The 24,420-nt window shown below is 63.3% G+C and carries 20 protein-coding genes; 7 read left to right on the forward strand and 13 right to left on the reverse strand.

Annotated features, from left to right (window positions below; genetic code table 11):
- Nucleotides 1–61: 61 nt before the first annotated feature.
- Nucleotides 62–646 carry a suppressor of fused domain protein gene (locus AC1DWA_RS11985; RefSeq protein WP_019749342.1) on the forward strand — a complete coding sequence of 195 codons (585 nt, stop codon included), beginning with the start codon at nucleotides 62–64 and terminating at the stop codon, nucleotides 644–646.
- Between the two features lie 25 nt (nucleotides 647–671).
- Here the strand turns inward: AC1DWA_RS11985 and AC1DWA_RS11990 are convergent, their stop codons facing one another.
- Nucleotides 672–1,118: an SRPBCC family protein gene (locus AC1DWA_RS11990; protein ID WP_007736117.1), complete on the reverse strand. Its 447-nt coding sequence runs from the start codon at nucleotides 1,116–1,118 to the stop codon at nucleotides 672–674.
- Nucleotides 1,119–1,251: 133 nt separating this feature from the next.
- A complete protein-coding gene (locus AC1DWA_RS11995; RefSeq protein ID WP_019749341.1) occupies nucleotides 1,252–2,322 on the reverse strand; it encodes a magnesium and cobalt transport protein CorA in 1,071 nt (356 codons plus the stop codon).
- A 158-nt stretch (nucleotides 2,323–2,480) separates the two neighbouring features.
- Between AC1DWA_RS11995 and AC1DWA_RS12000 the strand changes: the two genes are divergently transcribed.
- From AC1DWA_RS12000 to AC1DWA_RS12015, 4 genes are all read left to right on the forward strand, one after another.
- Nucleotides 2,481–3,335 carry a PHP domain-containing protein gene (locus AC1DWA_RS12000; RefSeq protein WP_019749340.1) on the forward strand — a complete coding sequence of 285 codons (855 nt, stop codon included), beginning with the start codon at nucleotides 2,481–2,483 and terminating at the stop codon, nucleotides 3,333–3,335.
- Nucleotides 3,332–3,946: a MarC family protein gene (locus AC1DWA_RS12005; protein WP_164490628.1), complete on the forward strand. Its 615-nt coding sequence runs from the start codon at nucleotides 3,332–3,334 to the stop codon at nucleotides 3,944–3,946. Before AC1DWA_RS12000 ends, AC1DWA_RS12005 begins: the two co-directional genes overlap by 4 nt.
- Nucleotides 3,947–3,949: 3 nt before the next feature.
- Nucleotides 3,950–4,324, forward strand: a complete 375-nt coding sequence (locus tag AC1DWA_RS12010) for a hypothetical protein (protein WP_020908450.1) — start codon at nucleotides 3,950–3,952, stop codon at nucleotides 4,322–4,324.
- A gap of 392 nt (nucleotides 4,325–4,716) precedes the next feature.
- A complete protein-coding gene (locus tag AC1DWA_RS12015) occupies nucleotides 4,717–5,910 on the forward strand; it encodes an NAD(P)-dependent malic enzyme (RefSeq protein ID WP_003945072.1) in 1,194 nt (397 codons plus the stop codon).
- Between the two features lie 70 nt (nucleotides 5,911–5,980).
- Here AC1DWA_RS12015 and AC1DWA_RS12020 read toward each other — a convergent pair whose 3' ends face one another.
- Genes AC1DWA_RS12020 through AC1DWA_RS12035 form a run of 4 tightly spaced genes read right to left on the reverse strand, consistent with a single transcriptional unit; the run spans nucleotide 5,981 to nucleotide 9,443 of the window.
- Nucleotides 5,981–6,670, reverse strand: coding sequence for an ABC transporter permease (locus tag AC1DWA_RS12020; RefSeq protein ID WP_003945081.1), 690 nt, complete (start codon nucleotides 6,668–6,670; stop codon nucleotides 5,981–5,983).
- Entirely contained in the window at nucleotides 6,667–7,350 is a 684-nt protein-coding gene (locus tag AC1DWA_RS12025; RefSeq protein WP_019749338.1) for an ABC transporter permease, read from the reverse strand. The genes AC1DWA_RS12020 and AC1DWA_RS12025 overlap by 4 nt, the downstream gene beginning before the upstream one ends.
- 4 nt (nucleotides 7,351–7,354) lie before the next feature.
- Nucleotides 7,355–8,500: an ABC transporter ATP-binding protein gene (locus AC1DWA_RS12030; protein WP_020908449.1), complete on the reverse strand. Its 1,146-nt coding sequence runs from the start codon at nucleotides 8,498–8,500 to the stop codon at nucleotides 7,355–7,357.
- A gap of 4 nt (nucleotides 8,501–8,504) precedes the next feature.
- Complete coding sequence (locus tag AC1DWA_RS12035; RefSeq protein ID WP_019749336.1) at nucleotides 8,505–9,443, reverse strand: ABC transporter substrate-binding protein; 939 nt, start codon at nucleotides 9,441–9,443, stop codon at nucleotides 8,505–8,507.
- Between the two features lie 203 nt (nucleotides 9,444–9,646).
- On the opposite strand from AC1DWA_RS12035, the gene AC1DWA_RS12040 reads away from it, so the two are divergent.
- Nucleotides 9,647–10,531, forward strand: coding sequence for an ABC transporter substrate-binding protein (locus AC1DWA_RS12040; RefSeq protein ID WP_477845796.1), 885 nt, complete (start codon nucleotides 9,647–9,649; stop codon nucleotides 10,529–10,531).
- Between the two features lie 77 nt (nucleotides 10,532–10,608).
- Here AC1DWA_RS12040 and AC1DWA_RS12045 read toward each other — a convergent pair whose 3' ends face one another.
- The 3 genes from AC1DWA_RS12045 to AC1DWA_RS12055 all read right to left on the reverse strand — a co-directional run bounded on the left by AC1DWA_RS12045 (nucleotide 10,609) and on the right by AC1DWA_RS12055 (nucleotide 14,015).
- Nucleotides 10,609–11,550 carry an alpha/beta hydrolase fold domain-containing protein gene (locus AC1DWA_RS12045; protein WP_195790697.1) on the reverse strand — a complete coding sequence of 314 codons (942 nt, stop codon included), beginning with the start codon at nucleotides 11,548–11,550 and terminating at the stop codon, nucleotides 10,609–10,611.
- A gap of 63 nt (nucleotides 11,551–11,613) precedes the next feature.
- Nucleotides 11,614–12,444: an SDR family NAD(P)-dependent oxidoreductase gene (locus AC1DWA_RS12050; protein ID WP_019749333.1), complete on the reverse strand. Its 831-nt coding sequence runs from the start codon at nucleotides 12,442–12,444 to the stop codon at nucleotides 11,614–11,616.
- Entirely contained in the window at nucleotides 12,441–14,015 is a 1,575-nt protein-coding gene (locus tag AC1DWA_RS12055) for a flavin-containing monooxygenase (RefSeq protein WP_113683135.1), read from the reverse strand. The genes AC1DWA_RS12050 and AC1DWA_RS12055 overlap by 4 nt, the downstream gene beginning before the upstream one ends.
- Nucleotides 14,016–14,086: 71 nt before the next feature.
- Between AC1DWA_RS12055 and AC1DWA_RS12060 the strand changes: the two genes are divergently transcribed.
- Nucleotides 14,087–14,716 carry a TetR/AcrR family transcriptional regulator gene (locus AC1DWA_RS12060; RefSeq protein WP_477916651.1) on the forward strand — a complete coding sequence of 210 codons (630 nt, stop codon included), beginning with the start codon at nucleotides 14,087–14,089 and terminating at the stop codon, nucleotides 14,714–14,716.
- A gap of 99 nt (nucleotides 14,717–14,815) precedes the next feature.
- Here the strand turns inward: AC1DWA_RS12060 and AC1DWA_RS12065 are convergent, their stop codons facing one another.
- The 4 genes from AC1DWA_RS12065 to AC1DWA_RS12080 form a co-directional block, all read right to left on the reverse strand.
- Nucleotides 14,816–18,577, reverse strand: a complete 3,762-nt coding sequence (locus AC1DWA_RS12065; RefSeq protein WP_019749330.1) for a multifunctional oxoglutarate decarboxylase/oxoglutarate dehydrogenase thiamine pyrophosphate-binding subunit/dihydrolipoyllysine-residue succinyltransferase subunit — start codon at nucleotides 18,575–18,577, stop codon at nucleotides 14,816–14,818.
- A 175-nt stretch (nucleotides 18,578–18,752) separates the two neighbouring features.
- Nucleotides 18,753–22,562, reverse strand: coding sequence for an ABC transporter ATP-binding protein (locus tag AC1DWA_RS12070; protein WP_069146310.1), 3,810 nt, complete (start codon nucleotides 22,560–22,562; stop codon nucleotides 18,753–18,755).
- Nucleotides 22,563–22,598: 36 nt separating this feature from the next.
- Entirely contained in the window at nucleotides 22,599–23,372 is a 774-nt protein-coding gene (locus AC1DWA_RS12075; RefSeq protein ID WP_477845798.1) for an ABC transporter permease, read from the reverse strand.
- Entirely contained in the window at nucleotides 23,369–24,370 is a 1,002-nt protein-coding gene (locus AC1DWA_RS12080) for an ABC transporter ATP-binding protein (RefSeq protein ID WP_041815089.1), read from the reverse strand. The genes AC1DWA_RS12075 and AC1DWA_RS12080 overlap by 4 nt, the downstream gene beginning before the upstream one ends.
- Nucleotides 24,371–24,420: the final 50 nt, after the last annotated feature.

Below are 24,420 nucleotides of genomic sequence, written 5' to 3' on the forward strand. Positions count from 1 at the left end.
CTACCGCCACCGCGAGGTATCTGCGCTGCGAACCTCGCGGGCACGGTGTTTAGATGGACGAGTGTCAGACAGCGTCGTATCTTCCGTCCGGGCCCATCTCGTCAGCAGCATCGAGGGGCCGGACCCCACCGCGGCCTCAGTGACGTTCCTCGGTGTCGAACCGCTGGACGTGCTGCGTTTCGAATCACCCGACGGCCTGGTCCGCTACGTCACACTGGGGTGCTCGCGTCACCCGATGGGCGACCCCAATGAACTGGTCGCAGACCCCACACGCGGTCCTCGCGCCGAGTTGGTGCTCACCCTGCGCGGTGGCACGGGTGTCGCGTCGGGTGTGGCCAGGACGCTCGCGGTGCTGGCTGCGGCGCCGTCCGTCGAAGGCGTCGTGCTGCTCGAGGACGCACTGTTGGACCTGGGCGAGCCGCTGTGGAAGGACACTGCGTTCACGGCGGTGCTTCTCGGTGACAGCGGGATCGCCGACCTGACGCTGCCGGAGCCGTTCGATCCGGTGCGCTTCCTTGGTGTGGTCCCCCTGACCGGTACCGAAGCCGCCTGGGTGCGTCTGCGCGGCGCGGAGGCACTGCGGGAAGCGTGGACCGAGGCGGGGATCGACATTCGCGATCCGCACCGTTCCGCTGCCTCGCTCTAGCTGCGCCGGCGCTTTGTCCGTCAGATCATTCGGCGTGCACGAGGATGTCCGCCAAGTTCTCGAGACTTACCCGAACGGTCCGTGAAAATGCTTTCGTCACGATCGGGTCGGCCATCTTGCCGAATACGCCGCCGAGTCCGCTTTCGCTGTCGAGTCGGTAGGTGACCCGAGTGCCGTCACCGACTTCTTCGCAGGTCGTGGTCTGCGAGAAGCTGACCGGACTTTCGACGGACGTCGATTTCGACGATCTCGGTGGGTCGTACTCGGTGAATTCGGATGTCCACTCGAGGCGCTTGCCCAGGATTCTCGAGACACCGTGCCAACGGCTTCCCACGCCCATCGGGCCGTCGGTGATCTGTTTGCACTCGACCATCGAATTCTCCCAGTTGGGCCAGTTCTCGGCGACGGCGATGTACTCCCAGACGTCCTTGGGTGGCAACGCGATCTCTACAGACTGCTCGACTGTAGGCATGGTTGTTCCTCCATCTCTCCTGGATCTGAATTTGCTTGTCGCAAAATGAATTTCGGGAACGGAATGAAAATGCGTACCCATATCCATTGTCCGCCTGCGACGGTGGCAAGTACAGGGAGTCAGCGTGCGAGGTTCACAGCCAGTTGTTGCGACGGAAGAGAAAGAACAAGCCGACACACACCGACGCGATGAGGAACAGGATGGACTGATAGCCGTACTTGTAACCGAGTTCCGGCATGTTCTCGAAGTTCATTCCGTAGATACCGGCAACGCCCGTCGGCACGGCGGCGATTGCGACCCAAGCCGAGATCTTGCGCATGTCGGTGTTCTGTTGCACCGCGATCTTCGCGAGTGCGGCATCGACCAGAGAGCTCAACACCTCGTCGTATTCCGAGATACGTTCGGCCACGATCGTGTGGTGATCCCTTACGTCACGGAAGTATCGCCGGATCTCCTTCGGGACGAGGCCGCCCGCGGGCTGGGTCAGTTGGAGAAGTGGCAATCCGAGTGGAGTGACCGAGCGTCGTAGTTCGACGATTTCACGTTTGAGCAGGTAGATATGCTCGACGGCAACGGTGTTCCGCGGGTTGAACACCAACTCTTCCATGCTGTCGACGTCCTGCTCGACGAGTTGAATGACGGAGAGATAGCTGTCGACGACGTGGTCGGTGATCGCGTGCAACACCGCGAACGGGCCCATGGCGAGACGCTCGGGATTCTGCTCGAGTGACTTGCGCACGCTTGCCAGTTCGGAGTGATCCCCGTGACGGACGGTCACCACGAAGTCGGGACCGACGAACACCATGATCTCGCCGGTTTCGACGATCTCGCTCGCCGTCGCGACGGACTCGTGCGGTACGTAGACGACCGTGCGCAGCACCAGGAACATGACGTCGTCGTAGCGTTCGAGTTTCGGGCGCTCGTGTGCATGGACGGCATCCTCGACCATCAACTCGTGGAGTCCGAAAGTTGCTGCGACATCTTGCATCTGGCCTTCGTCGGGTGCATGCATGCCCACCCAGACGAACGCGTTGTCTCGACTACGGACCTCGGCCAACGCGGCGCGGTGCGTGTACTTGCCCGGCAACCGCACGCCGTCAACGTAGACCGCGCAGTCGACGATCGCGCGGGCTGCCGGAACGGGGATCTTGGGCGCATCGGCTTGCGTCGATTTGCCGTTCGACCAATTCGGCAGTGACGGCATGGTTGGCACGCTCGCTCCTTCTCGGTCTGTAGTGCAGGGGAACGGCACTGCGGCGACACGTGATCGAATTGCGCTGCCGCTGCGGCGTAATCGTACGTCAGCTTCCGGCTCGGCCACCGGAGCGCGATGAAGTTGCCGATTGCTGACACACTGGAACAGTGCGAATAGACCTTCACACCCACTCCAACGCATCGGACGGCACCGATACCCCGGCTGCCCTCATGCGCGCCGCAGCCGACGCCGGACTCGACGTCGTCGCCATCACCGATCACGACACGACTTCGGGCTGGGCCGAGGCGGCGCACGCCTTGCCGGCCGGCGTCAGCCTGGTTCGTGGGATGGAGATGTCGTGCGAAGGTCGAGGTGAGCGTGGTTGGCCGGTCGCTGTTCATCTGCTGGCGTACCTGTTCGATCCGACGCACCCCGAATTCGCCAAGGAACGTGAGCGACTGCGCGCCGAACGCGTCGAACGTATCCGGGTGATGACGACCATGATGGCGCGCGACGGTCTGCCCGTCGATCCCGATCAGATCTTGGCTGACGCCGGTCCGTCCGTCGGACGCCCGCACGTCGCAGCGGCCCTGATGCGAGCGGGAGTGGTGTCGAGCATCAGTGAGGCTTTCTCCGACCTGTTGTCCAGTCGAGGGAGATACGACGTTCCCAAGTACGACACTCCGCTCGAGTACGCCGTCGAACTGGTGGCAGCGGCCGGGGGAGTAACTGTCCTTGCGCATGGACGTGCCCGTTCGCGCGGCGGATTGCTTGCGCTCGACCACATCCGTGATCTGGCCGATCTGGGTCTCGGGGGTCTCGAAGTCGATCACCCGGACCATCGCAGCGACGATCGTGACGTCCTGCGCAGCCTGGCCGTCGACCTGGGCTTGGCAGTCACCGGATCCTCGGACTACCACGGCGAGAACAAGACGATCGGACTCGGCGACGAGCTGACGGACGAGGCCGAGTTCGACAAACTCGTCTCGGCTGCCACCGGCGTGGAGGTACTTGGGCGCTGATGCTCGACACCACGCTCTACCTCACCGTGTTCATCACGCTGTTCGTGATCATGGACCCGCCCGGAGTCATCCCGGTGTTCTTGTCACTGGTCGGCCGCAAGAGCCGTGAAGATCGCAACCGAGCGGCATGGCAGGCCCCCGCCGTCTCCCTTGCGGTCATCTCGGTCTTTGCCATCGGCGGTCAGGCGATACTCAACTACCTTCACATCGGCATTCCGGCGTTGCAGGGCGCAGGCGGATTACTGCTGCTTCTCATCGCACTCGAACTGCTGACCGGGAAGGCCTCCAACCGTCCGCAGGGAGCCGACGACGTCAACGTCGCACTCGTTCCGCTGGGAACGCCGATGATGGCCGGTCCCGGTGCAATTGCGGCTGTCATCGTCTTTGTCGCCCAGGCCGATGGTGAAGCGGCGTCGTATCTGGCGATCGCGTTGGCGATTCTGTCCATCCACCTCGTGCTGTTCGTGGTCCTGCGCTTCTCGACGGCACTGATCCGGATACTGGGTGAGGGTGGCATCAGCCTGCTGGCACGCATCGCCGGTCTTTTGCTCGCCGCCATCGCAGTTCAACTCATTGCGGAATCAGTCCGCGGATTCGTCGCGGGAGCGTAAGAGATGACATACGACGACAGGTACGAGGACGACTACCGGTACCAGGATTATCAGGATTATCAGTACGAAGACGATTACGACTATCCCGCCGACAAACGACAATGGCTGCTGGTTCGCGCTCTACGCGCCCTGAGCGGCACCGTGGCGGCCGGAATCGTGGTCTTGACACTCGTCATCATCGGTTCGGCATATCTGGGCGGCAACCGCGGATTCCCGGGTCCGGGAACAACGTCGATCACCGCGCACATTGCGGCCTCGGTGGTTGCTTTGGCCGCGCAGATCTGGTGCGACCGCAGGCGGGGTATCGCGGCGGTTGCCGGATCGGTGGTCGTGCTCGTGGTGGCGGGGCTGTTGTTGGTGACGCAGTGGTGGGGATGACTGGGTGGGGATGACTGGGTGGGAATGACGGCTCGGGTTCGAGTGTGGTGAGGAATCCGACCGCTTGGAGGATTTGATTGTGATCCGACTCTGGTGGCAAACTGGAGTTACTTCGAGGCGGCGCCACAGCCCGGCCCCGAAGTGCAGGTTTCGTCAGAATTTCTCCCGAAACCTAGATTGCATGGATACGCCAGGGCTCACCCGCCCCACACCATGACGCTTCGGATGTATTGCGGCCCACTTTCTCGCGCACGCCGAATGCTCTTCTTCTCAGTAGTCGTTCGCGGAAGAAATGATCTCTGACCGTTGTGAACGTAGTTTCGCAGCGGTCCGAAGGATTACTTCCCAGTAACCCAGCCCCGCTTGAGGCTGGACTAATCAGGAGTGTCATCGTGTCGCTCGTGACTGAAGCCATCAACGTACCCAAGGTCGAGTTGACCGACGAAGAAATCTTTGCCGCTCACGTCGGTGGCAAGCTCTCGGTCGAGACCACAGCACCGCTCGATACGCAGCGGGCCCTCTCGATCGCCTACACGCCGGGTGTTGCTCAGGTGAGCCGCGCCATCGCTGCAGACGAAACCCTCGCCGATCGATACACGTGGACCAACCGACTTGTCGTCGTGGTCAGCGACGGCACCGCGGTTCTCGGACTCGGCGACATCGGCCCCCGCGCGTCGCTGCCCGTCATGGAGGGCAAGTCGGCACTGTTCAAGAACTTCGCCGGACTGAACTCCATTCCGCTGGTTCTCGACACCAAGGATCCCGACGAGATCGTCGAGACGCTCATCCGTCTGCGCCCGAGCTTCGGCGCGGTCAACCTCGAGGACATTTCGGCGCCGCGTTGCTTCGAGATCGAGAAGCGCGTCATCGAAGCCCTCGACTGCCCCGTCATGCACGACGATCAGCACGGAACCGCCATCGTGGTCCTCGCTGCCCTCAAGGGCGCCGTGAAGGTTCAGAGCCGCGACATCACCACACTCAAGGTCGTCATCTCCGGCGCCGGTGCTGCGGGTGTTGCGTGCGCGAACATCCTGCTCGCCGCCGGAATCAGCGACGTCATCGTGCTGGACTCGAAGGGCATCATCTCGGGCGAGCGCAGCGACCTCAACGACGTGAAGGCAGAACTCGCGGCACGCACCAATCCCCGCGACCTGCACGGTGGTGCCATCGAGGCTCTCGAAGGTGCCGACGTGTTCCTCGGTGTCTCGGCGGGCAAGATCCCCGAGGAGCTCATCGCTTCGATGGCTCCCGAGTCGATCGTGTTCGCGCTCTCCAACCCGGACCCGGAGATTCACCCCGAAACCGCGTCGAAGTACGCGGCGATCGTGGCTACGGGTCGCAGTGATTTCCCGAACCAGATCAACAATGTTCTCGCCTTCCCCGGTGTGTTCAAGGGCGCGCTCGACGCCGGCGCCCGTCGCATCACCGAAGGTATGAAGCTCGCTGCCGCCGAGGCAATCCTGTCGGTGGTCGGCGACGAGTTGGCGGCGGACAAAATCGTCCCCAGCCCACTCGACCCTCGCGTGGCACCCGCAGTAGCGGAAGCCGTCGCGGCCGCAGCGCATGCTGAGGGCGTGACCAGCTAAGAGGGACTACGAAAGCCCCGATCGGGACCCGCACACAAGGTTCCGATCGGGGCTTTTCGTGTGTACCGATCTACAGACGAGTGAGGTCGGGTGTTCGGCGCAGCCTGCCGGTCCCGGGAACCGATGCCCAGACCACCAGCGCCAGTAAGCCGTCCACGACCAGAGCCACAACCGCGACCAGGATTGCGCCGACGACCACTCGGTCGTACTTGTAGAGCGCGAGACCGTCGAAGATGTACCGGCCGAGGCCGCCGAGGTTGACGTAGGCGGCGACCGTTGCCGTGGCAATCACCTGCAGTGTCGCGTTACGCAGTCCGCCGAGAATCAATGGCAGCGCATTGGGTATCTCGACGCGGAAGAGCACTTGGAGTTCGGTCATACCCATCGCCCGCGCGGCCTCGACGACGCCGCGGTCGACGCTGGCAATTCCGGCGTACGTGCCGGCGAGTAGTGGGGGAATACCAAGGATGACGAGGGCGAGAATCGGCGGCATCACTCCCAGGCCCATGAGAAGAACGAGGAAGGTGAGCAGGCCGAGAGTGGGCAGTGACCGCAGTGCGTTGACCAGACTGACGACCACGATCTCACCGCGACGCAGATGGCCGATGAGTAATCCGATGGGCACCGCGATCACAGCCGAAAGCGCCACGGCCAGAACGCTGTACCAGAGGTGCTGGAGGATGCGGGTGCCGATTCCGGTGTCGCCGCTCCAATTTCCGGGATCGACGATGAAGTCCCAGGCTCCGGTGAAGATGCTCATACGGGTTCCCCCTCGGCAGCCACGACGGCGGGGACCTTCGACGAGGTCGATGTTCTGGTCCACGGGGTCAGGAATCGGCCGATCAGATACAGGATCAGGTCGAGCGCCAGGGCCAGCACGACAATCGCGATGATGCCGGCAACGATCTGGTCCGGGTAGTCGCGGTCGTAGCCCTGTTTGAACAGAACTCCCAGCCCGCCGATTCCGATCAGCGATCCGACCGAAACCAGCGAAATATTGGTAACGGCAATAACTCTGATGTTCGCGATCATCACCGGCAGTGCCAACGGCAACTCGACCGTCAGGGCGCGTCGTAGCGGTGTGAACCCGACGGCGGTGGAAGCGTCGATGACGTTGTCCGGCACCGAATCGAGTGCTTCGGGCACGGCCCGGATGAGCAGTGCTGTCGCATAGACGCTCAGTGCGATCACGACGTTGAGCGGATCAAGGGTCTTGAGTCCGAACAGCTGGGGGATGGTGACGAACAGCGCGAGCGACGGAATCGTGAACGCAATGCTCGCCAGGGTCAACGTGATTCGGCGCAGCCATCTGACGTTGCGGATCGCTGTTCCGACCGGAACGGCAATCAGGAGACCGATCAGCAAGGGCAGCAGCGCCAGATACAGATGGGTCTTCGAGTAGTCCACGACCGTCGAGAAATTGTCGATGAGCCAGCGCATGCCGCTACGCCCCGAATCCCTCGGTGAAGGCGACTCGGTTGCGTTCCTCGTCCTCGCGTCGACGCTGATCTGCCAATTTCGCCACGACTTCGGAGCCAAGGATCCCGCCGATGACCGCGCCCTCGCCGTCGACGGCAACGCCGATACCGGAAGGGGACGAGATTGCCGCATCGAGTGCTTGGCGTAGATCACCGCCGGGGGAGAACAACGAACCACCGGCCGACGTCGACTGCGCGAGAGTGCGTCCCGAGCGCAGGCCTTCGACGCCGGTCACGTCGATCCATCCCTGTGGACTTCCGCTGTCCGTGACCACGAGAACCCACTCGCCCAATTCGAGACGCAGAGCCTTCAATTCGTTCTCGACGGCCGTGCGTACGGGGTGCAACGGAACCTCGTCGGCAGCGCGGAACGACAATCCCCGATATCCGCGATCGCGTCCGACAAATCCGGCGACAAAATCCGTTGCCGGTGCGGCCAACACGTCGCGAGGCGCCGCAACCTGCTGAAGCCGCCCGCCGGGACCGAAGACGGCAATGTGATCACCGAGTTTGACTGCCTCGTCGATGTCGTGGGTGACAAAGACGATCGTCTTCTTCAGTTCGCTTTGAAGACGGAGCATTTCGGTCTGCAGATCCTCACGCACCACCGGGTCGACGGCGCTGAACGGCTCGTCCATCAACAGGATCGGCGGATCGGCAGCCAATGCACGCGCGACTCCCACACGTTGTTGCTGCCCACCCGAGAGTTGCCCGGGATAGCGGGTGGCAAGGGAGATGTCCAGACCGACTCGTTCGAGTACCCCCAACGCGGCTTTGCGCGCTGCGCGGCGGGACTCACCGCGCAGTACCGGAACTGTTGCGACGTTGTCGATCACGGTGCGATGCGGAAGCAAGCCGGCGTTCTGGATGACGTACCCGATGCCGAGACGCAGCTTCACCGCGTCGGTCTGGGCGATGTCACGACCGTCGACGAAGATCTTGCCCGACGTCGGTGTGATCATCCGGTTGATCATGCGCATCGACGTCGTCTTGCCGCACCCGGACGGCCCCACGAACACCGTGAACGACTCGGCCTCGATGGTGAGATCGAGACGGTCGACGGCGGTGGTGCCGTCCGGATACTGCTTGGTGACGCCCTCGAATGTGATCACGTGACTACGAGACCGGCTTGTCGAGGCCTTGCGCCGTCACCCACGCCTTGGCCGCCGCTGCCGGCTCCGTCTTGGTGTCGCCGGACACCTGGACGTTGAGTGCCAACAACTCTTCGGTGGTGAGCTTGGCGGACACCGCATCGAGGACTGTCTTCAACTTGTCGGAAGACTTCGACGCGCGCAGCACCGGCACCACGTTCTGAGCCGGGAAATTGTTCTTCGGGTCCTCGAGAACCACGAAGTTGTTTGCCGGGATGGAGGCAGACGTCGTGAAGATGTTTGCCGCCGTGATGTCGCCGGACGAGAGAGCCTTCACTGTTGCCGGTCCACCGCCGTCGGCGATCGGGACGAAGTTGGCTGCCGAGATGTCGAGACCGTAATTGGACTTCAAACCGGGCAATCCGGCTGGACGTTCCTGGAACTCGGCCGGAGCGCCGAACTTGACCTCGGCGGAATGCGGAGCCAGATCGGCGATCGTCTTCAGGTTCCACTTGTCAGCGGTTTCCTTCGTGACGACCACGGCGTCCTTGTCCTCGGCGGATGCAGGCGTCGCAATGGCCAATTCCGACCCGAGAGCTGCGGGAAGAGCGGCGAGGACATCAGCGGAGCTGGTGGCCGTGCTGTCGGGATCCAAGTACTGCAGGAGATTTCCCGTGTAATCCGGAATGACGCTGATCGACCCGTCCTTGAGCGCCGGAATGTACGCCTCACGGCTGCCGACATTGAACGACGTGGACACATCGAACCCGTTGACACGCAGTGCTTCGGCGTAGATGTTGGCGATCGTCTCGGATTCGGTGAAGTTGGCGGAGCCGACGACAACCGCGTTGGGATCGCTGTTGGAGTCACCGTCACTGCTACCGCACGCTGTCAGTGCAGTCAGAGAGACAACGGTTGCCGCGGCTACGAGCCAACGGTTGGAACGAAATCGTGAGGTGCGCATGAGCGTCCTTCCGGTTTTTCGGGCGTCCCGTGTTTCGGGCGTCGGAAACCATCCCCTTGTGGCGAAGCCACCCGAGTGGCTTCGACGGCGCCGCCACCGAGTGGCTGCGTCAGGACTGGTTACCGCGCATCGCCCGACAAGTGTAACGATAGGTACCGACATGGCACGGTTTTCGATCCATGGGATTGGATGTGAGGATTTCGGTGAAGAGCACACGCACGAAGTATTCGACTGTTGTTGCAGCACTGATGGTCCTGCCAATTCTCAGCGGATGCGCAAACGGTGATTCGGTGGTAGAGAGCGCCGGAGCGGAGTCTCGTGACCAGATCGTGGTGGCTGCTGACGCATCAGTGGAGAGTTCGGTGTTGGCCGAGGTGTATTCGACGGTGCTCTCATCCTCCGGTCTGTCGGCTCGCGTCGAATCGGTGGGTGGAGGCAGAACCCAATCACTCGAGGCTCTGGACGCAGCGCGAGTCACCTTGGTGCCCGAGTTCACCGGTGCGCTGCTCGATCACTACGACCCGTCATCCCCGGCCCGCAAGGCCGACGACGTCTTCGAAGCCTTGAGTCGCTCTCTGCCGGAGGGTCTTTCGGTCTCAGACTATGCGATGGCCGAAGATCGTGCGGTCCTTGCGCTCGACACAGGATACGCACAGTCGTTGGGAGCGAAGACGATAGAAGCCTTTGCTCCTTCGTGTGCCGCGGCGACGCCGCTCGTCTCCGCGAGATTCGTCGAGGACGGGGCAGTGGAACAGTTGGCCGAGGGCGCCGAGTGTGTCTTCGCCGGTGTCGATCAGGCCACGCCGGCAGACGTACCCGGTGCACAGGTATTCGGAACCACGACGCTGTCAGCGCTGGCGCAATCCGATGCCGTCACAGTGCTCGCTGATTCGAATCACGTTCTGGTTGCGCAGAATGTCGTTCCGCTCTTCCGGGCGGGCGCACTGGGAGATTCGGCTGTCAAGGCGCTCAGCGTCGTTGCGGGTGAACTGTCCACCACCGATCTCGCCGCAATGATCGAGCAGGTGCGGAGCGGCAAGGCGTCAGCCTCGGAAGTGGCCCGAACCTGGTGGGACACCCGTCAGTGACATGGACGGAGTGGGCCACCCGTCAGTGACATGGACGGAGTGGGCCACCCGTCAGTGACATGGACGGAGTTGGCCCGTCAGTGACTGTTCGATCCCACTGCTGAACTCGAATCATCCTTGGCACGAATCAGTTTCGATGCGATGAACTGGCCGAGATCGGCAACGGCGTCTGCTGCTTCCTTCACCAGTGACGCCTGTGCGTGAGCCACATGCCACAGTCGTGCGTACTCCACCAGGGACACGTCGACGCCGGCAGCGGAGAGCTTGTCGGTGAACGTCATGATCTGCGGGTAGAGAACTTCCTCGGAACCGACGTGAATCCTGGTGGGCGGCAACCCGTCGAGCTTGCCGTGCATCGGCGCGTAGCCAGGATCAGTACGGTCGCCACCGGCAAGGTAAGCGTCGGCGGCATCGAAGGACCAAGCTGTGTTGACCACCAGGTCGGCCTTTTTGGTAGCACCCCGATCGCCGGGATCGATCCACGGCGAGATCAGTGCGAGCGCGCCGGGGGTCACGCCGTGACGCTCGATCAGCCGCAGAGCGGTCGCCGCGGCCAAACCGCCACCGGCCGAATCGCCGGCAATGGCAACGCGGTCTTCCGAATAGTCGAACTCGGTGACCAACTGCATGAAGGCTGAGACCGCGTCGTCGAGAGCGGCGGGATACGGATTCTCCGGCGCGAGACGGTAGTCCAAGGTGAAGACCGCACTGGACGACTCACGGGCGAGATGAGCTGCGAGAGAACGGTGTGTGGCCAGCGAACCCAGCGTGTACGCCCCGCCATGCAGGTAGAGAACTGCGGTGGGGCGCTCGGTTGCGCCGACGGTGATCTTCTCAGCCGGTCGGCAAGCCAGCTCCAGCGGGCGCACGACGGCGCCCGCTGGAACCTGCTGTAGCGGTGCCCCGGCCTCGAGCAGCAGACGTTGAATCCGATACGGCAGCCGCGAGTTGAAAGCCAGACGGAAGTACGGCTTCAACAAGAATGCGACCACGGGCAGCGGAAGGGTGAACGTGCTCACCGGCAGGGCTCCTGACTCTTTATGCGAACTGCGCTGTGAAACGAACGACGCTGTGAAACGAACTCAGCTGGACTTGGGCATCATTCGGCCGGCGACGATCGCGACGATGCGCTGGTAGCCCGATCCTACGAGGCGAACCCAGGCGTCGAGTGCGATTGCGTCCATCCCGATGAGAACTCGCGGCTTGCTCTTGCGAACACCGTTGACGATCGTCTTGGCGGCGTCCTCCGGAGTGGTGCGCGCGAGCTTGCGGTCGAAGAACTCGGAGAAGACCGCAAGATCTTCGCCCGGACCTGCGGTGGCGTTGCGTGCGATGGCGGTCTTGATTCCGCCCGGGTGCACACAGGTCACCTTCACCGGGTGCTTGGCGATCAGCATTTCCTGGCGAAGCGACTCGGTGAAACCGCGAACGGCGAACTTGGCCGAGTTGTAGGCGCTCTGACCCGGCATCGACAGCAGACCGAAGAGGCTCGACACGTTCACGATGTGCCCGTCACCGGAGGCGATGACGTGGGGAAGGAATGCCTTGGTGCCGTTGACAACTCCCCAGAAGTCGACGTCCATGACCCGTTCGAAGTCCTTGAACTCGGACTTCTCGAAGGTGCCGTGGTACGCGATTCCGGCGTTGTTGTAGATCTGGTTGACCTTGCCGAAATGGGCGACAACCGCGTCGGCGTACTCGAGAACCGCCTCGCGCTGGGTGACGTCGAGATGGTCCGACTTCACCTCGGCGCCGATGGCCTCCACCAGACGGGCTGTCTCGGCGAGCCCGACGGTGTCCACGTCGGAGATCGCCAACTTGGCGCCCTGGCCGGCCAGGTTCAGTGCGAGTGCGCGACCGATGCCCGATCCCGCTCCGGTGATGACTACGACCTTGCCTGCAAAATCACTCATTGTGCTACTGCCTTCTCGTCGTCGAGGTCGATCTGTGAAGTGGTCGCGGTGCCGACGGCGCCGAGATCCGAGGTGGCGACGCTGCGGTATGCCGCGAGGTCGAAATGCTTGGTGGCATTGCGGAACTGGAAGGTGAAGCCAGGCCACAGGGTGGTGTTGTTTCCGTGCTTGTCCATGTACCAGCTGGCGCAACCACCGTTGTTCCACACGCTCTTGGACATAGCTGCCTGCAGGTCCTTGTTGTACTTGTCCTGCTTGTCCTTGCGCACCTCGATGGTGCCGATGTCGTACTTGTCGATGGTGGCGATCGCGTCGACCAGGTAGTTGATCTGCGACTCGATCATGAAGACCATCGACGAATGTCCGAGGCCGGTGTTGGGGCCGACCAGGAAGAACATGTTGGGGAAGTTGGCAACTGCCGCGCCCTTGTATCCCTGCATGCCGGTCTCTTCGAAGACCTCGGCGAGCGAGCGTCCGTCCTTGCCGAAGATTCCCGCGAAGGTGGGGGAGTCGGTGACGTGGAATCCGGTCGCAACGACGATGGCATCGATCTCACGGGTGGTGCCGGTCTTCGAGACGATCCCGCTGGCGGTGACCTCCTCGATGCCTTCGGTCACCAGGTCGACATTGTCCTGGGCGAGGGTGGGGAAGTAGTTGTTCGAGATCAGCATGCGCTTGCAGCCGATCTGGAAGTTGGGCATGACCTTCTTACGAAGATCCTTGTCCTTGATCTGAGCCTTCAGGTGACGCTCGGCGGCGAACTGCAGCGGCTTCATGAAGACCGGCGCCTTGGCCAGGCCGACGACCTGCGTCTCTCGCATCCAGTAGATACCGGTGCGGCACAACTTCTGGAAGCCGGGGAGGTACTTGAACGCGAGATGCTCGATCTTGGTGTACTCGCGGTCTGCGCGGGGCAGGATCCACGGCGCCGTGCGCTGGTACACGTCGAGGTGTGAGACCTTCTTGCCGATAGCGGGCACGATCTGGATGGCGGAGGCGCCGGTTCCGATGACGGCCACGCGCTTGCCCGTCAGATCGGCATCGTGGTTCCAGCGCGAGGAGTGGAAGATCTCGCCCTTGAATCCGTCGATGCCCTTGATGTCCGGAAGTGAAGGCTCACACAGTGCGCCGACGGCCGAGACGACGATCTTTGCGACGAATTCACCCTTGTTGGTGCTGACGTGCCACTGAGCCGACGACTCGTCCCATCGGGCTGAGAGAACGTCGCAGTCGAAGATGTGCTTGTCGAGCACCTTGTGGCGGTTGGCCACCGACTGGATGTACTTGTAGATCTCGGGCTGGGTGGAGAAGGAGCGCGTCCACTCCGGATTGAGTGCAAAAGAGTACGAGTACAAATGCGACGGCACGTCACACGCGGCGCCCGGGTAGCTGTTGTCACGCCAGGTTCCACCGACGTCGTTGCCGCGCTCGAGAACGACATAGTCGGTGATGCCGGCCTGTGCCAGTTTGATCGCCGCACCGAGACCGGCGAAACCGCTGCCGATGATCAGTGTGCCGACGTGGCGAGTATCCGCGGCAGGTGCTGAGGTATCTGTAACTGGAAGACTCATGTAGGGAACGATATGCCTTTATTGAGTCATGGTCAATAGCTTATTGACGGATATTCAGTAGTCTATTGGGCATGGACGCAGTAAAGCGAACGCGGCTCGACCCTGCGCAACGCCGAGCGCAACTCATCGACCTCGGGGCGCGCATGCTGGCCGAACGGCCGCTCGAGCAGATTTCCGTCGAGGACATCGCCGATCAAGCGGGGGTGTCGCGTGGGCTTCTGTTCCACTACTTCGCGTCGAAAAGCGAGTTCCATCTCGCCATCGTCCGACACAGCAGTGAACAGATGCTCCAGCGCACGGAGCCGAGCGAGTCGGACGATCCGATGCTCACCCTCCGATCGGTGCTGGCGTCGTACGTCGACTACGTGACCGAGAACCGCAATACCTACGTCTCGCTGCTCCGGGGGACCGCCAGGGGGGATCCGCAGATGCGTGAGGTGTTCGAGCAGACTCGCGACATCATGGCCAAGAGAACCCTCGATCAGCTCCCCAAGATCGGCCTGACTCGAACGCCTCAGGTGGAGTTGGCCGTTCGAGGTTGGATCGCGTTTGTCGAGGAAGCCACCATCAGTTGGCTCCGCGCGCCCGCAATCACTCGCGAGGAACTGATCGACCTGACGGTTCAGTCGTTGCCCGCGTTGGCACTGGCCGCCGTCGGCTTCGATGCCGGGCCGGATCTGGGTCTGCTGCAATCGAATTGACGTGAACGCAGAAAGGCCGGGCCCCACACTCCTTGCGGAATGTGGGGCCCGGCCTTTGGGTACTGCCACTGCTTACTTGGTCGGCAGGAACGCCACTGCTCAGTTGGTCGGCAGGAACGCCTCGTCCAAGATCTCCTGCTGCTCCACCGCGTGCACCTTGCTCGATCCCGAAGAGGGAGCGGACATCGGACGACGCGAGATGCGCTTGATGCCGGTCAAGGTCTCCGGCAGAAGATCCGGCAGAGCCAGTCCGAGGAACGGCCACGCACCCTGGTTTGCGGGCTCTTCCTGAACCCAACGGAACTGATCCGCATTCGGGTAACGGTCCAGGGTCTCCTTGAGACGACGCTTCGGCACGGGGTAGAGCTGCTCCATGCGCACGATTGCGATGTCGTCACGCTCGTCCTTGTGCTTCTTCGCCAGAAGCTCCCAGTACAGCTTGCCGCTGACCAGCAGAACGCGCTTGACCGATTCGCGGGCGCTTTCGCCGCTCTCGAATGCAGGCTCCTCGAAGACGGAACGGAACTTGCCCGTCGTGAAGTCCTCGACGTTGCTGACTGCAGCCTTGTTACGCAGCATCGACTTGGGCGTGAAGACCACCAGCGGACGGCGGATGCCGTCGAGGTGATGGCGACGCAGCAGGTGGAAGTAGCTGGCCGGAGTCGACGGAACCGCGACGGTCATCGAGCCTTCTGCACACAGCTGAAGGAAACGCTCGATGCGACCAGAGGTGTGGTCCGGACCCTGACCCTCGTGACCGTGTGGCAGGAGCAGCACGACGTCGGAGAGCTGACCCCACTTGGCCTCACCCGAAGAGATGAACTCGTCGATGATGGTCTGCGCGCCGTTGACGAAGTCACCGAACTGCGCTTCCCACAGGACCAGAGCGTCGGGGTTACCCACCGAGTATCCGTACTCGAAGCCCAGACCTGCGTACTCGGTGAGTGCGGAGTCGTAGACCATGAACTTGCCGCCGTTTTCGGCGTCGGCAGCGATCTTGGCGATCGGGCTGTACTCGTTGCCGGTCTTGCGGTCGATGAGGACCGAGTGACGCTGCGTGAACGTTCCACGCTTGGAGTCCTGACCGGCGAGGCGGATCAAGGCACCCTGCTCGGCCAACGAGCCGAACGCGAGCAATTCTGCGAACGCCCAGTCGACATGTCCCTCACGGGCCATCTCTCGGCGCTTCTCGGCAACCGGCTTGACGCGCGGGTGAACGGTGAAGCCGTCGGGGACGTTGACGAACGCATCACCGATGCGCTCGAGAACCTCGGGAGCGACAGCCGTGGTCAGGCGAGCCGGGGGAGTCTGGTCGAGTTCGACGGACTCGGACGGTTCGGGCTGGAACTTCTCGAGTTCACGGACCTCGTTGAAGACCCGTTCGAGCTGGCCCTGGTAGTCGCGAAGTGCGTCTTCGGCTTCCTTGAGCGAGATGTCACCGCGGCCGATGAGGGACTCGGTGTAGCTCTTACGAACGCTGCGCTTGGTGTCGATGACGTCGTACATCGCCGGCTGGGTCATCGACGGATCGTCGCCCTCGTTGTGACCGCGGCGGCGGTAGCAGATGAGGTCGATGACGACGTCCTTGCCGAACTTCTCACGGAAGTCGACGGCCAGCTGAGCAACCCAGACGCACGCCTCGGGGTCGTCGCCGTTGACGTGGAAGACCGGTGCGGCGATCATCTTCGCGACGTCGGTGCAGTACTCGGACGAGCGTGAATGTTCCGGAGCGGTGGTGAAGCCGACCTGGTTGTTCACGACGATGTGTACGGTGCCGCCGGTGCGGTAGCCGCGAAGCAGCGAGAGGTTCAGCGTCTCGGCGACAACGCCCTGACCGGCGAATGCAGCGTCACCGTGCAGCATGAGCGGCAGGACGGTGAAGCCTTCTTCGCCCTTGTCGAGGATGTCCTGCTTTGCGCGGACCAGGCCTTCGAGAACCGGGTCGACGGCCTCGAGGTGAGACGGGTTGGCGGTCAAGGAGACAGCGATGTCGTTGTCACCGAACATCTGGATGTACGTTCCGCTGGCGCCCAGGTGGTACTTCACGTCGCCGGAGCCGTGAGCGGCTGCCGGGTTCATGTTGCCCTCGAACTCCGTGAAGATCTTGGAGTACGGCTTGCCGACGATGTTGGCAAGCACGTTGAGACGGCCACGGTGCGGCATTCCGATGACGACCTCGTCGAGCTGGTGCTCGGCGGCCTGGTCGATCACGGCGTCCATCATCGGGATGACGGCTTCGGCGCCTTCGAGCGAGAAGCGCTTCTGGCCGACGTACTTGGTCTGCAGGAACGTCTCGAAGGCCTCGGCGGCGTTGAGCTTGCTCAGGATGTACTTCTGCTGAGCGACCGAAGGCTTGGCGTGATGGCCCTCGACGCGGTCCTGGATCCACTGACGCTGATCCGTCTCGAGGATGTGCGTGTACTCGACGCCGACGTGGCGGCAGTACGCGTCGCGCAGCACGCTCAACACGTCGCGCAGCTTCATCTTCTCTTGGCCGTGGAAGCCGCCGACCTTGAACTCGCGGTCCAGATCCCACAACGTCAGGCCGTGGCTGATGACGTCGAGGTCGGGGTGGCTGTGGAACTTGTCCTTGACGAACTGCAACGGGTCCGTGTCGGCCATGAGGTGGCCGCGGTCACGGTATGCAGCGATCAGTTCGAGAACACGGGTGTTCTTGTCGACAGCGCCTTCCGGCACGTCCTTGCGCCAACGCACCGGCTCGTACGGGTTGCCGAGCGCGTGGAAGATCTCGTCGTAGAACTCGTCGCTGATCAGCAGGTTGTGGATCGTGCGCAGGAAATCGCCCGACTCGGCACCCTGGATGATGCGGTGATCGTAGGTCGAGGTGAGGGTCATCAACTTGCCGACGCCCATCTCGGCCAGCTTCTCGTCGCTGGCGCCCTGGAACTCGGCGGGGTATTCCATCGCGCCGGCACCGATGATGGCGCCCTGGCCCTTCATCAGGCGAGGAACGGAGTGAACCGTGCCGATGCCGCCCGGGTTCGTCAGCGAAATGGTGACGCCGGTGAAGTCTTCGCCGGTGAGCTTGCCTTCACGGGCGCGTCGGACGATGTCCTCGTACGCCGCGTGGAACTGGACGAAGTTCATCGACTCGGTGTTCCGGATGGCGGCAACAACCAGTGAGCGGTTGCCGTCCTTGCCGGGAAGGTCGATCGCGAGTCCGAGATTGGTGTGCTCGGGGGTGACCGCGTTCGGCTTGCCGTCGATTTCGGCGAAGTGCCGGTTCATGTTGGGGAACGCGTTGACTGCCTGGACGATCGCGTAACCCAGGAGGTGGGTGAACGAGATCTTGCCGCCGCGGGTACGCGCGAGGTGGTTGTTGATGACGATGCGGTTGTCGAACATCAGCTTCGCGGGGATGGCACGCACGCTGGTTGCTGTCGGAATCTCGAGCGAGAGTGACATGTTCTTGACGACTGCTGCTGCGGCGCCGCGGAGAACCTTGGTTTCCTCGGCTCCGCCGGCGGGAGCGGGCTTCGCGGGAGCGGCCGCAGGCTTGGCTGCTGCAGGCTTGGCGGGGGCGGCCTTCGCGGCGGGCGCTGCCGTCTTCGCGGGGGCCGGTGCGGCCGCCTTGGCAGGCGGCGCAGGAGGTGCGGTCTTGGGGGCGGGAGGCGTGGCCTTGGGAGCAGCAGGCGGAGCTACAACAGCGGCGGGTGCAGCCGCGTTGCCGTTCGAGGCAGTCCCGTTTCCACCTCCCGTGTTCGCCGAGTCCGGCGAGTAATCGGTCAAGAATTCGTGCCAACTGGGATCCACGGACGACGGATCGTCCTGGAAGCGTTGGTACATCTCGTCAACCAGCCACTGGTTCTGTCCGAATTGGGATGTAGAACTGCTGCTCACGGCAGGTGTTCGCCTCGTTTCTATTTCGGTACCCGATCAGAGCGCCTATATATATGAGATTAGCCCGAGCGTGTGACGAGCAATTGTGCGGCACACAATTTGTGAGCTGTCTCACGGAAGTCCGTGATCTTGCGATCGCGCACTACCTCTCGGCGGTACAAATCCGTGCCGACTGTCACGCGACGGGGTTGCCTTCGATGACAGTTCTCGACGTCAGATTATTCCCCTCACGCGCCTGCGATGCATCCCAGAGTCCCGAGTAGTGACCACCGGCATACCGCAGAACATCGTGCGGGCCGTATTCAACGATACGTCCCCGGTCAACTACGACAACGAGGTCCGCTCGGGCAGCTGTCGCGAGGCGGTGAGCTACGACGACGGAAGTCCGTTTCCGGGTGACCGACCGACTTGCTTCGAGCACCATTCGTTCGGTCGCGGGATCGAGCGTCGCGGTCGCCTCGTCGAGGAGCAGAAGGTCCGGGTCGACCAGTTCGGCACGGGCCAATGCGATCAGTTGGCGTTGGCCTGCCGAGAGCCCCTGACCGCGCTCGCCGACGGGATGATTCATGCCTCCACGCATGTCGGCTATCGAATTCAGTGCGCCGACGGAACGCGCCGCTTCCTCGATCTCCGCGTGCGACGCCGACGGCCTCCCGTACGCGATGTTGTCGGCGACCGTGCCGGTGAACAGATGCGCCTCTTGCGGGACCACGCCGAGGCGACGTCGGTACTGCGAGAGGTGGAAGTTCCGGATGTCGGTTCCGTCCACGTCGACGGATCCGGACGTCGGGTCGTAGAAGCGGGCGAGCAACTTCACCACCGTCGACTTCCCGGCACCGGTTCTGCCGACGAGGGCAACCGTCGTGCCCGGCGGAATCTGCAGATCGAAATCGGAGAGGGCGTCGACGTCCGCACCCGAGTACCGGAACCCGACCCCGTCGAGATGGACGGCGCCGTCGAGCCGTCCGGAGATCGCGATCAGATCCTCGCTGTCGGCTGTTTCGATCGAACTCCGAGTACGCAGAAGGTCACCGATTCGTTGCAATCCGACGTTTGCCTGTTGGTAACCATCGAACACTTGTGAGAGTTGCTGAATCGGTCCGAACAGCAGGCCGAGGTAGAGCACGAACGCGATCAGTACGCCGGGCGACGTCGACCCGTTGGCGATCTGGTGCGCGCCGACGAACACCACTGCGGCCAACGCGAGGTCGGACAGGAACGAGATGAACGGGAAGTAGATCGAAATGGCTCGCTGCGACCGCATCCGCGATCGGCGGTAGCTTTCGGAGCGTTCTGCGAACCGACGCGCCGCACCTTCTTCGCGGCGGTAGGCCTGAGCCGCTCGCAGACCGGCGATGTTCTCCTGGAAGTCGGCATTGACGAGCGAGATCCGTTCGCGGGACTGGCTGTAGGCAACCGAGGAGATCTTGCGGAAGATCACGGTCGCAACCACGAGCGGTGGGATGACGGCCAGCGCCACCAGTCCGAGCGTCACGTCGGTCGCCAGGAGTGCGATCGAAATGCCGCCGACGGTCAGGACGCTCACGATCGCCGTCGACATGCCGGTTTGGATGAACGACGACAGCGCGTCGACGTCGGTGGTCATGCGCGTCATGATGCGCCCGGACAATTCACGTTCGTAGTAGTCCAGGCCCAGACGCTGTAGGTGTGCATAGCTGCGTACGCGGAGCCCGAACAACACGCGTTCGCCGGCCCGGGCGGTGAGCACCGTCATGACCGCGACGACGACCCAGTCCGCTGCGACCAGGAGGGCGCCGAATGCCGTCGCTATCCAGAGCGTGCTGCTGTCCGCGGTCACGACTCCGTGGTCGATCGCGTATCTGACGAGGGAGGGAAATGCGATCGCCGCTGCGGAGTCCAGGGCAAGGCACACGACAACCGCCAGTAGAACCCAGCGGACCGGCGTCAAGATCTGTCGGAGTGAGAACTGTGGATTCGATTCGCGCAGGCTCTCAGGAGCGATTCCGGGGTCTTCGCGTGCGGGTGGGAGAGCGTCGACTGCTGCCCGCAGGGACGGCGTCACCGCGATTCCGCTGAGCGCTCCGGCCATCGGTCCGCCGGCACCCTGCGTCGTAGCGGCTGTGCTGTCGGCTTCGGATTCCGGTGCCTGCGGCCACAACTGCTCGGTTGTCGGCTCGCTGCGGTCACGTCCGAAAGCATCGGAGTCGACGTCGTCGAGTTCGGCCGGTAGTTCCGGCGGCGAGGAGAACAGGGCACGAAAGAGCGGACATCGCGCTTCCAGTTCGTCCACGGTTCCGGAGTCGATGATCCGTCCGCCGTCGAGAACCGCGACCCGGTCTGCGAGCGTCAGGGTGGACCGCCGGTGAGCGAGGATGAGCGTGGTCTGGCGCCGTCTGGCCCGGAACGCGTCGAAGATCGCGGCTTCGGTAGCCGCATCGACTGCGGAGGTCGCGTCGTCGAGGACCAGGATCCGTGGGTCGACGAGCAGTGCCCTGGCAAGTGCGATGCGCTGACGCTGGCCGCCCGACAGCGTCAGACCTCGTTCACCGACAACGGTGTCGTATCCGTCCGGGAGTGCCTCGATGAACGAATCTGCCTGTGCCAGTGCTGCTGCGTCGCGGATGTCCTCGTCGGAGGCGTCCTCGCGGCCAAGAGCGATGTTGGCGGCAATGGTGTCCGAGAACAGGAAGGGCTCGTCGAAGACGAGGCTGACGGCGGCACGAAGCTGCTCACTGCGCAGTTCGCCGATGGGGAACGTCTCGCCGGCGGTATCGACTGTCACCGCACCCGAAGTCGGTGCGTAGAACCGCGGGAGAAGCAAGGACAACGCGGTCTTGCCCGACGCGGCCGGACCCACGACGGCGACGGTCTCGCCCGGTTCTATGCGGAGGTTCAGCCCGGTCAGGACGTCGCGTTCGGTGTCGAATCCGAATGCCACGTCGTCGAAGGTGACTCCGAGAGGACCGTCGGGCAGGTCCACCGGATGGTCTGGATCGGCGATGTCCGGCTGAGCGTTGATGACGTCGTAGACACGCTCTACAGCGGCGCGCGCCAGCTGCGCCATGACGATGACCGACGACAGAGTTCGGGTGACTCCGGTCATCGTCACGATGTAGGTGGCGAACGCGAGAAACGTTCCCACGGTGATCTTGTCGTGCAGTGCGAGATACCCGCCGAGAGCGATCACTCCCACCTGCCCGAGCTGGGGCAAGGCGGCCATGGTTGGCGCGAATTTCGCGTTCAACCACGCGGCGCGAAGGCGCTCGGAGTACAGCGTGCGGCTATGTTTCTCCAGCTGGTCGACGGCTCGTTGTTCCTGCCCGAATCCCTTGACGACGCGAACGCCGGTGACGGTTTCCTCGACGTGTTGGGCGAGGTCGGCGGCACGCTGCTGCGCGGACCATGTTGCGGCGAAGAGCATCGGTCGCATCAGGAACACCACCAGCCCTACTGCTGGGATGACGGCGACAGCGACGAGAGTCAACAGCGGCGAGAGCCACGCCATGATGCCGATCGCCAGCACGAATTGCAGGAGCGCTCCCGCGGACATCGGCACCATCGCGAGCAAACCCTGGACGAGCTGCAGATCCGTGATGGACCGGGAGACCACCTGGCCTGTGCGGATCTGATCCTGCCCGCGTCCGTCGAGGCGTTGCAGCGAACCGAGCAGGGCGAGCCGCAAGTCGTGTTGAACGTCGAGCGAGAGTCGGCCGGCAAGCATCCGTCGGCCGTACTGGCACGCGAAGCGGACGATCGCGAGCAACGCGATCGCCAACGCGACGAACCCGATCACCTTGCCCGGGTTCTCCTGGCTTGCGGCGTCGAGCGCATAGCGGGTCAGGAGAGGAAACGAGATGTCGATCGCAGAGGCGATGACCGTAACGAGTAGCGCGCCGATCGCAACTCTTCGGTGCAACCAGCATGCGTGGGCCAAGCGGCGGATCCAGCCCGGAGCTCGATCCACCTCTCCAGCTACCGGACTGTCCGTGTTGATCGTGTTCATCGAGATCCACGGTAGACCCGGCCCCAGACAGCTTTTTCAGGTGATGTCGCGGGTCCTGGTCCGTAGCCAACCGAGCCCGCAGAACAGAACTACCCAAGCGGCCAGCATCATCGGGCCGCTCGGCCAGGACGCAAACGCGTCGACGTCGATCGACGGGGCCGCATTGACGATCGTGCCGATCGTGGCCGATACCGGAAGCGCGGCCCCGATCCCACCGAGATCCATCGCGAGCAGCACGGCGCGGACGATCCATTCACCGAGGACGAACCACAGGATGACCGAGAGGGCACCGGCCATCGACGAACCGGTGAGCAGGGCCACCCCGGCGCCGAGTAGTGCCCACAGCGCACACGCCAGAATGCCTGCGGCGCAGATGGCGAAGAGATCGGTGGTGAAGCTGAAGTCCCGGCCGAAGAGCAACATCGCGCCGATGCTGACTACTTCGACCGCCAGTGCGTAGCCGACGGCGAATACCGCGACGACGGCAAGCTTTGCGCCGAGAACTCCGTCGCGGCCGCGAGCTGTGAGGAACGTTGTGGTGAGAGTCTTGTAGCCGAATTCGGATCCGGCGGTGAGCGCTCCGAAGACGGCCGCGAACACCAGGACAAGCGTGTTGGAGACACCGAGGCTGACGCCGGTGGACACGACATCGACGTCGAAAGTGGTGTCGGCCGAATCGGCCACAACTTCGACGAACGTCCGAGTCGAGGCAGCAATCAGCACGGCCACGACCACCGGTGCGATGGCCAGTGCCCACCAGTAGCGCAAGGTGAGAACTTTGAGTGTCTCCGCGCGCACGAGCGTGGTCATCTGTGTCCTCCGGAAGGTCCGTATGCGGCAGGGCCGTAATAGCCCGGTCCGGAACCGGGACCGGGTGGGCGGTGGTATCCGACCTGGGGAACCGCGTACTGCGGTGTTGTCATCGCGAGGAACAGTTGCTCGAGATCTGCGCCTTCGGTCGCGACACCGAAGATCGTGACACCGGCCGCCGACGCCACCGGTGGGAGCACCGACGTGTCGGTGCCGCCCACGGCGAGCCGTCCGTCCTGCGTGATCTGGGCGTCGATGATTCCCCGAGCGGCCAGTGCCGTGGCGAGGAGCGCTGGGTTGGAACACGAGACGAGCAGTCGACTGCGCTGGGAGCGACGAAGTTCGTCCATGGTCCCTTGGTAGACGAGTGAGCCGGCGCTGACGATGACCACGCTGTCGACGGTCGCTTCCACTTCACGAAGCGCGTGACTCGAGATCAGAACCGTTCGGCCGGAACCGGCGAAGGTCTGCAGGAACTGACGTAGCCACGCCATGCCCTCGGGGTCGAGTCCGTTCGCGGGTTCGTCGAGCACGAGGATCTCGGGATCACCGAGCATCGCGGTGGCAAGGATCAGGCGTTGGCGCATCCCGAGCGAGAAGGTGCCGGTCTTGTGGGCTCCGACCGAACTCAGACCGACCATGTCCAGCACCTGCGCCGCGCGCTGGGTCGGCGTGCCGATAGCGGCCGCGTAGATCTCGAGGTGTCCGAGCGCCGTTCGTTTCGGATGGAGACTGCCGACGTCGAGTACTGCGCCGACGGTCCGGGCCGGGTTGGACAGCAAACGCATCGGAGTGCCGTTGATCGTGGCCGATCCCGACGTCGGTGACACCAGTCCGAGGAGCATCCGCAACGTGGTCGTCTTGCCCGAACCGTTCGGGCCGAGAAACCCGGTGATCGAGCCCGCCTGAACGTCGAAGCTCAGGTCGTTGACCGCACGCGCCGCCTTGAACGTCTTCGTCAACCCACGAATCTCGATGGGGGCAGAGAAGGATCCCATTGCGGTGTTCGTCAATGCTGCTCCCGGGTCGGCGGCGAATACGTGATGCG

This window comes from Rhodococcus sp. P4_F3_2, from assembly GCF_056401335.1.

Coding starts and splice junctions, on each gene's coding strand:
- AC1DWA_RS12070 (WP_069146310.1), bottom strand. CDS start 22,562: ATGAACACGATCAACACGGACAGTCCGGTAGCTGGAGAGGTGGATCGA.
- AC1DWA_RS12060 (WP_477916651.1), top strand. CDS start 14,087: ATGGACGCAGTAAAGCGAACGCGGCTCGACCCTGCGCAACGCCGAGCG.
- AC1DWA_RS12055 (WP_113683135.1), bottom strand. CDS start 14,015: ATGAGTCTTCCAGTTACAGATACCTCAGCACCTGCCGCGGATACTCGC.
- AC1DWA_RS12080 (WP_041815089.1), bottom strand. CDS start 24,370: ATGGGATCCTTCTCTGCCCCCATCGAGATTCGTGGGTTGACGAAGACG.
- AC1DWA_RS12020 (WP_003945081.1), bottom strand. CDS start 6,670: ATGAGCATCTTCACCGGAGCCTGGGACTTCATCGTCGATCCCGGAAAT.
- AC1DWA_RS12025 (WP_019749338.1), bottom strand. CDS start 7,350: ATGCGCTGGCTCATCGACAATTTCTCGACGGTCGTGGACTACTCGAAG.
- AC1DWA_RS11990 (WP_007736117.1), bottom strand. CDS start 1,118: ATGCCTACAGTCGAGCAGTCTGTAGAGATCGCGTTGCCACCCAAGGAC.
- AC1DWA_RS12075 (WP_477845798.1), bottom strand. CDS start 23,372: ATGACCACGCTCGTGCGCGCGGAGACACTCAAAGTTCTCACCTTGCGC.
- AC1DWA_RS12010 (WP_020908450.1), top strand. CDS start 3,950: ATGACATACGACGACAGGTACGAGGACGACTACCGGTACCAGGATTAT.
- AC1DWA_RS11995 (WP_019749341.1), bottom strand. CDS start 2,322: ATGCCGTCACTGCCGAATTGGTCGAACGGCAAATCGACGCAAGCCGAT.
- AC1DWA_RS12050 (WP_019749333.1), bottom strand. CDS start 12,444: ATGAGTGATTTTGCAGGCAAGGTCGTAGTCATCACCGGAGCGGGATCG.
- AC1DWA_RS12035 (WP_019749336.1), bottom strand. CDS start 9,443: ATGCGCACCTCACGATTTCGTTCCAACCGTTGGCTCGTAGCCGCGGCA.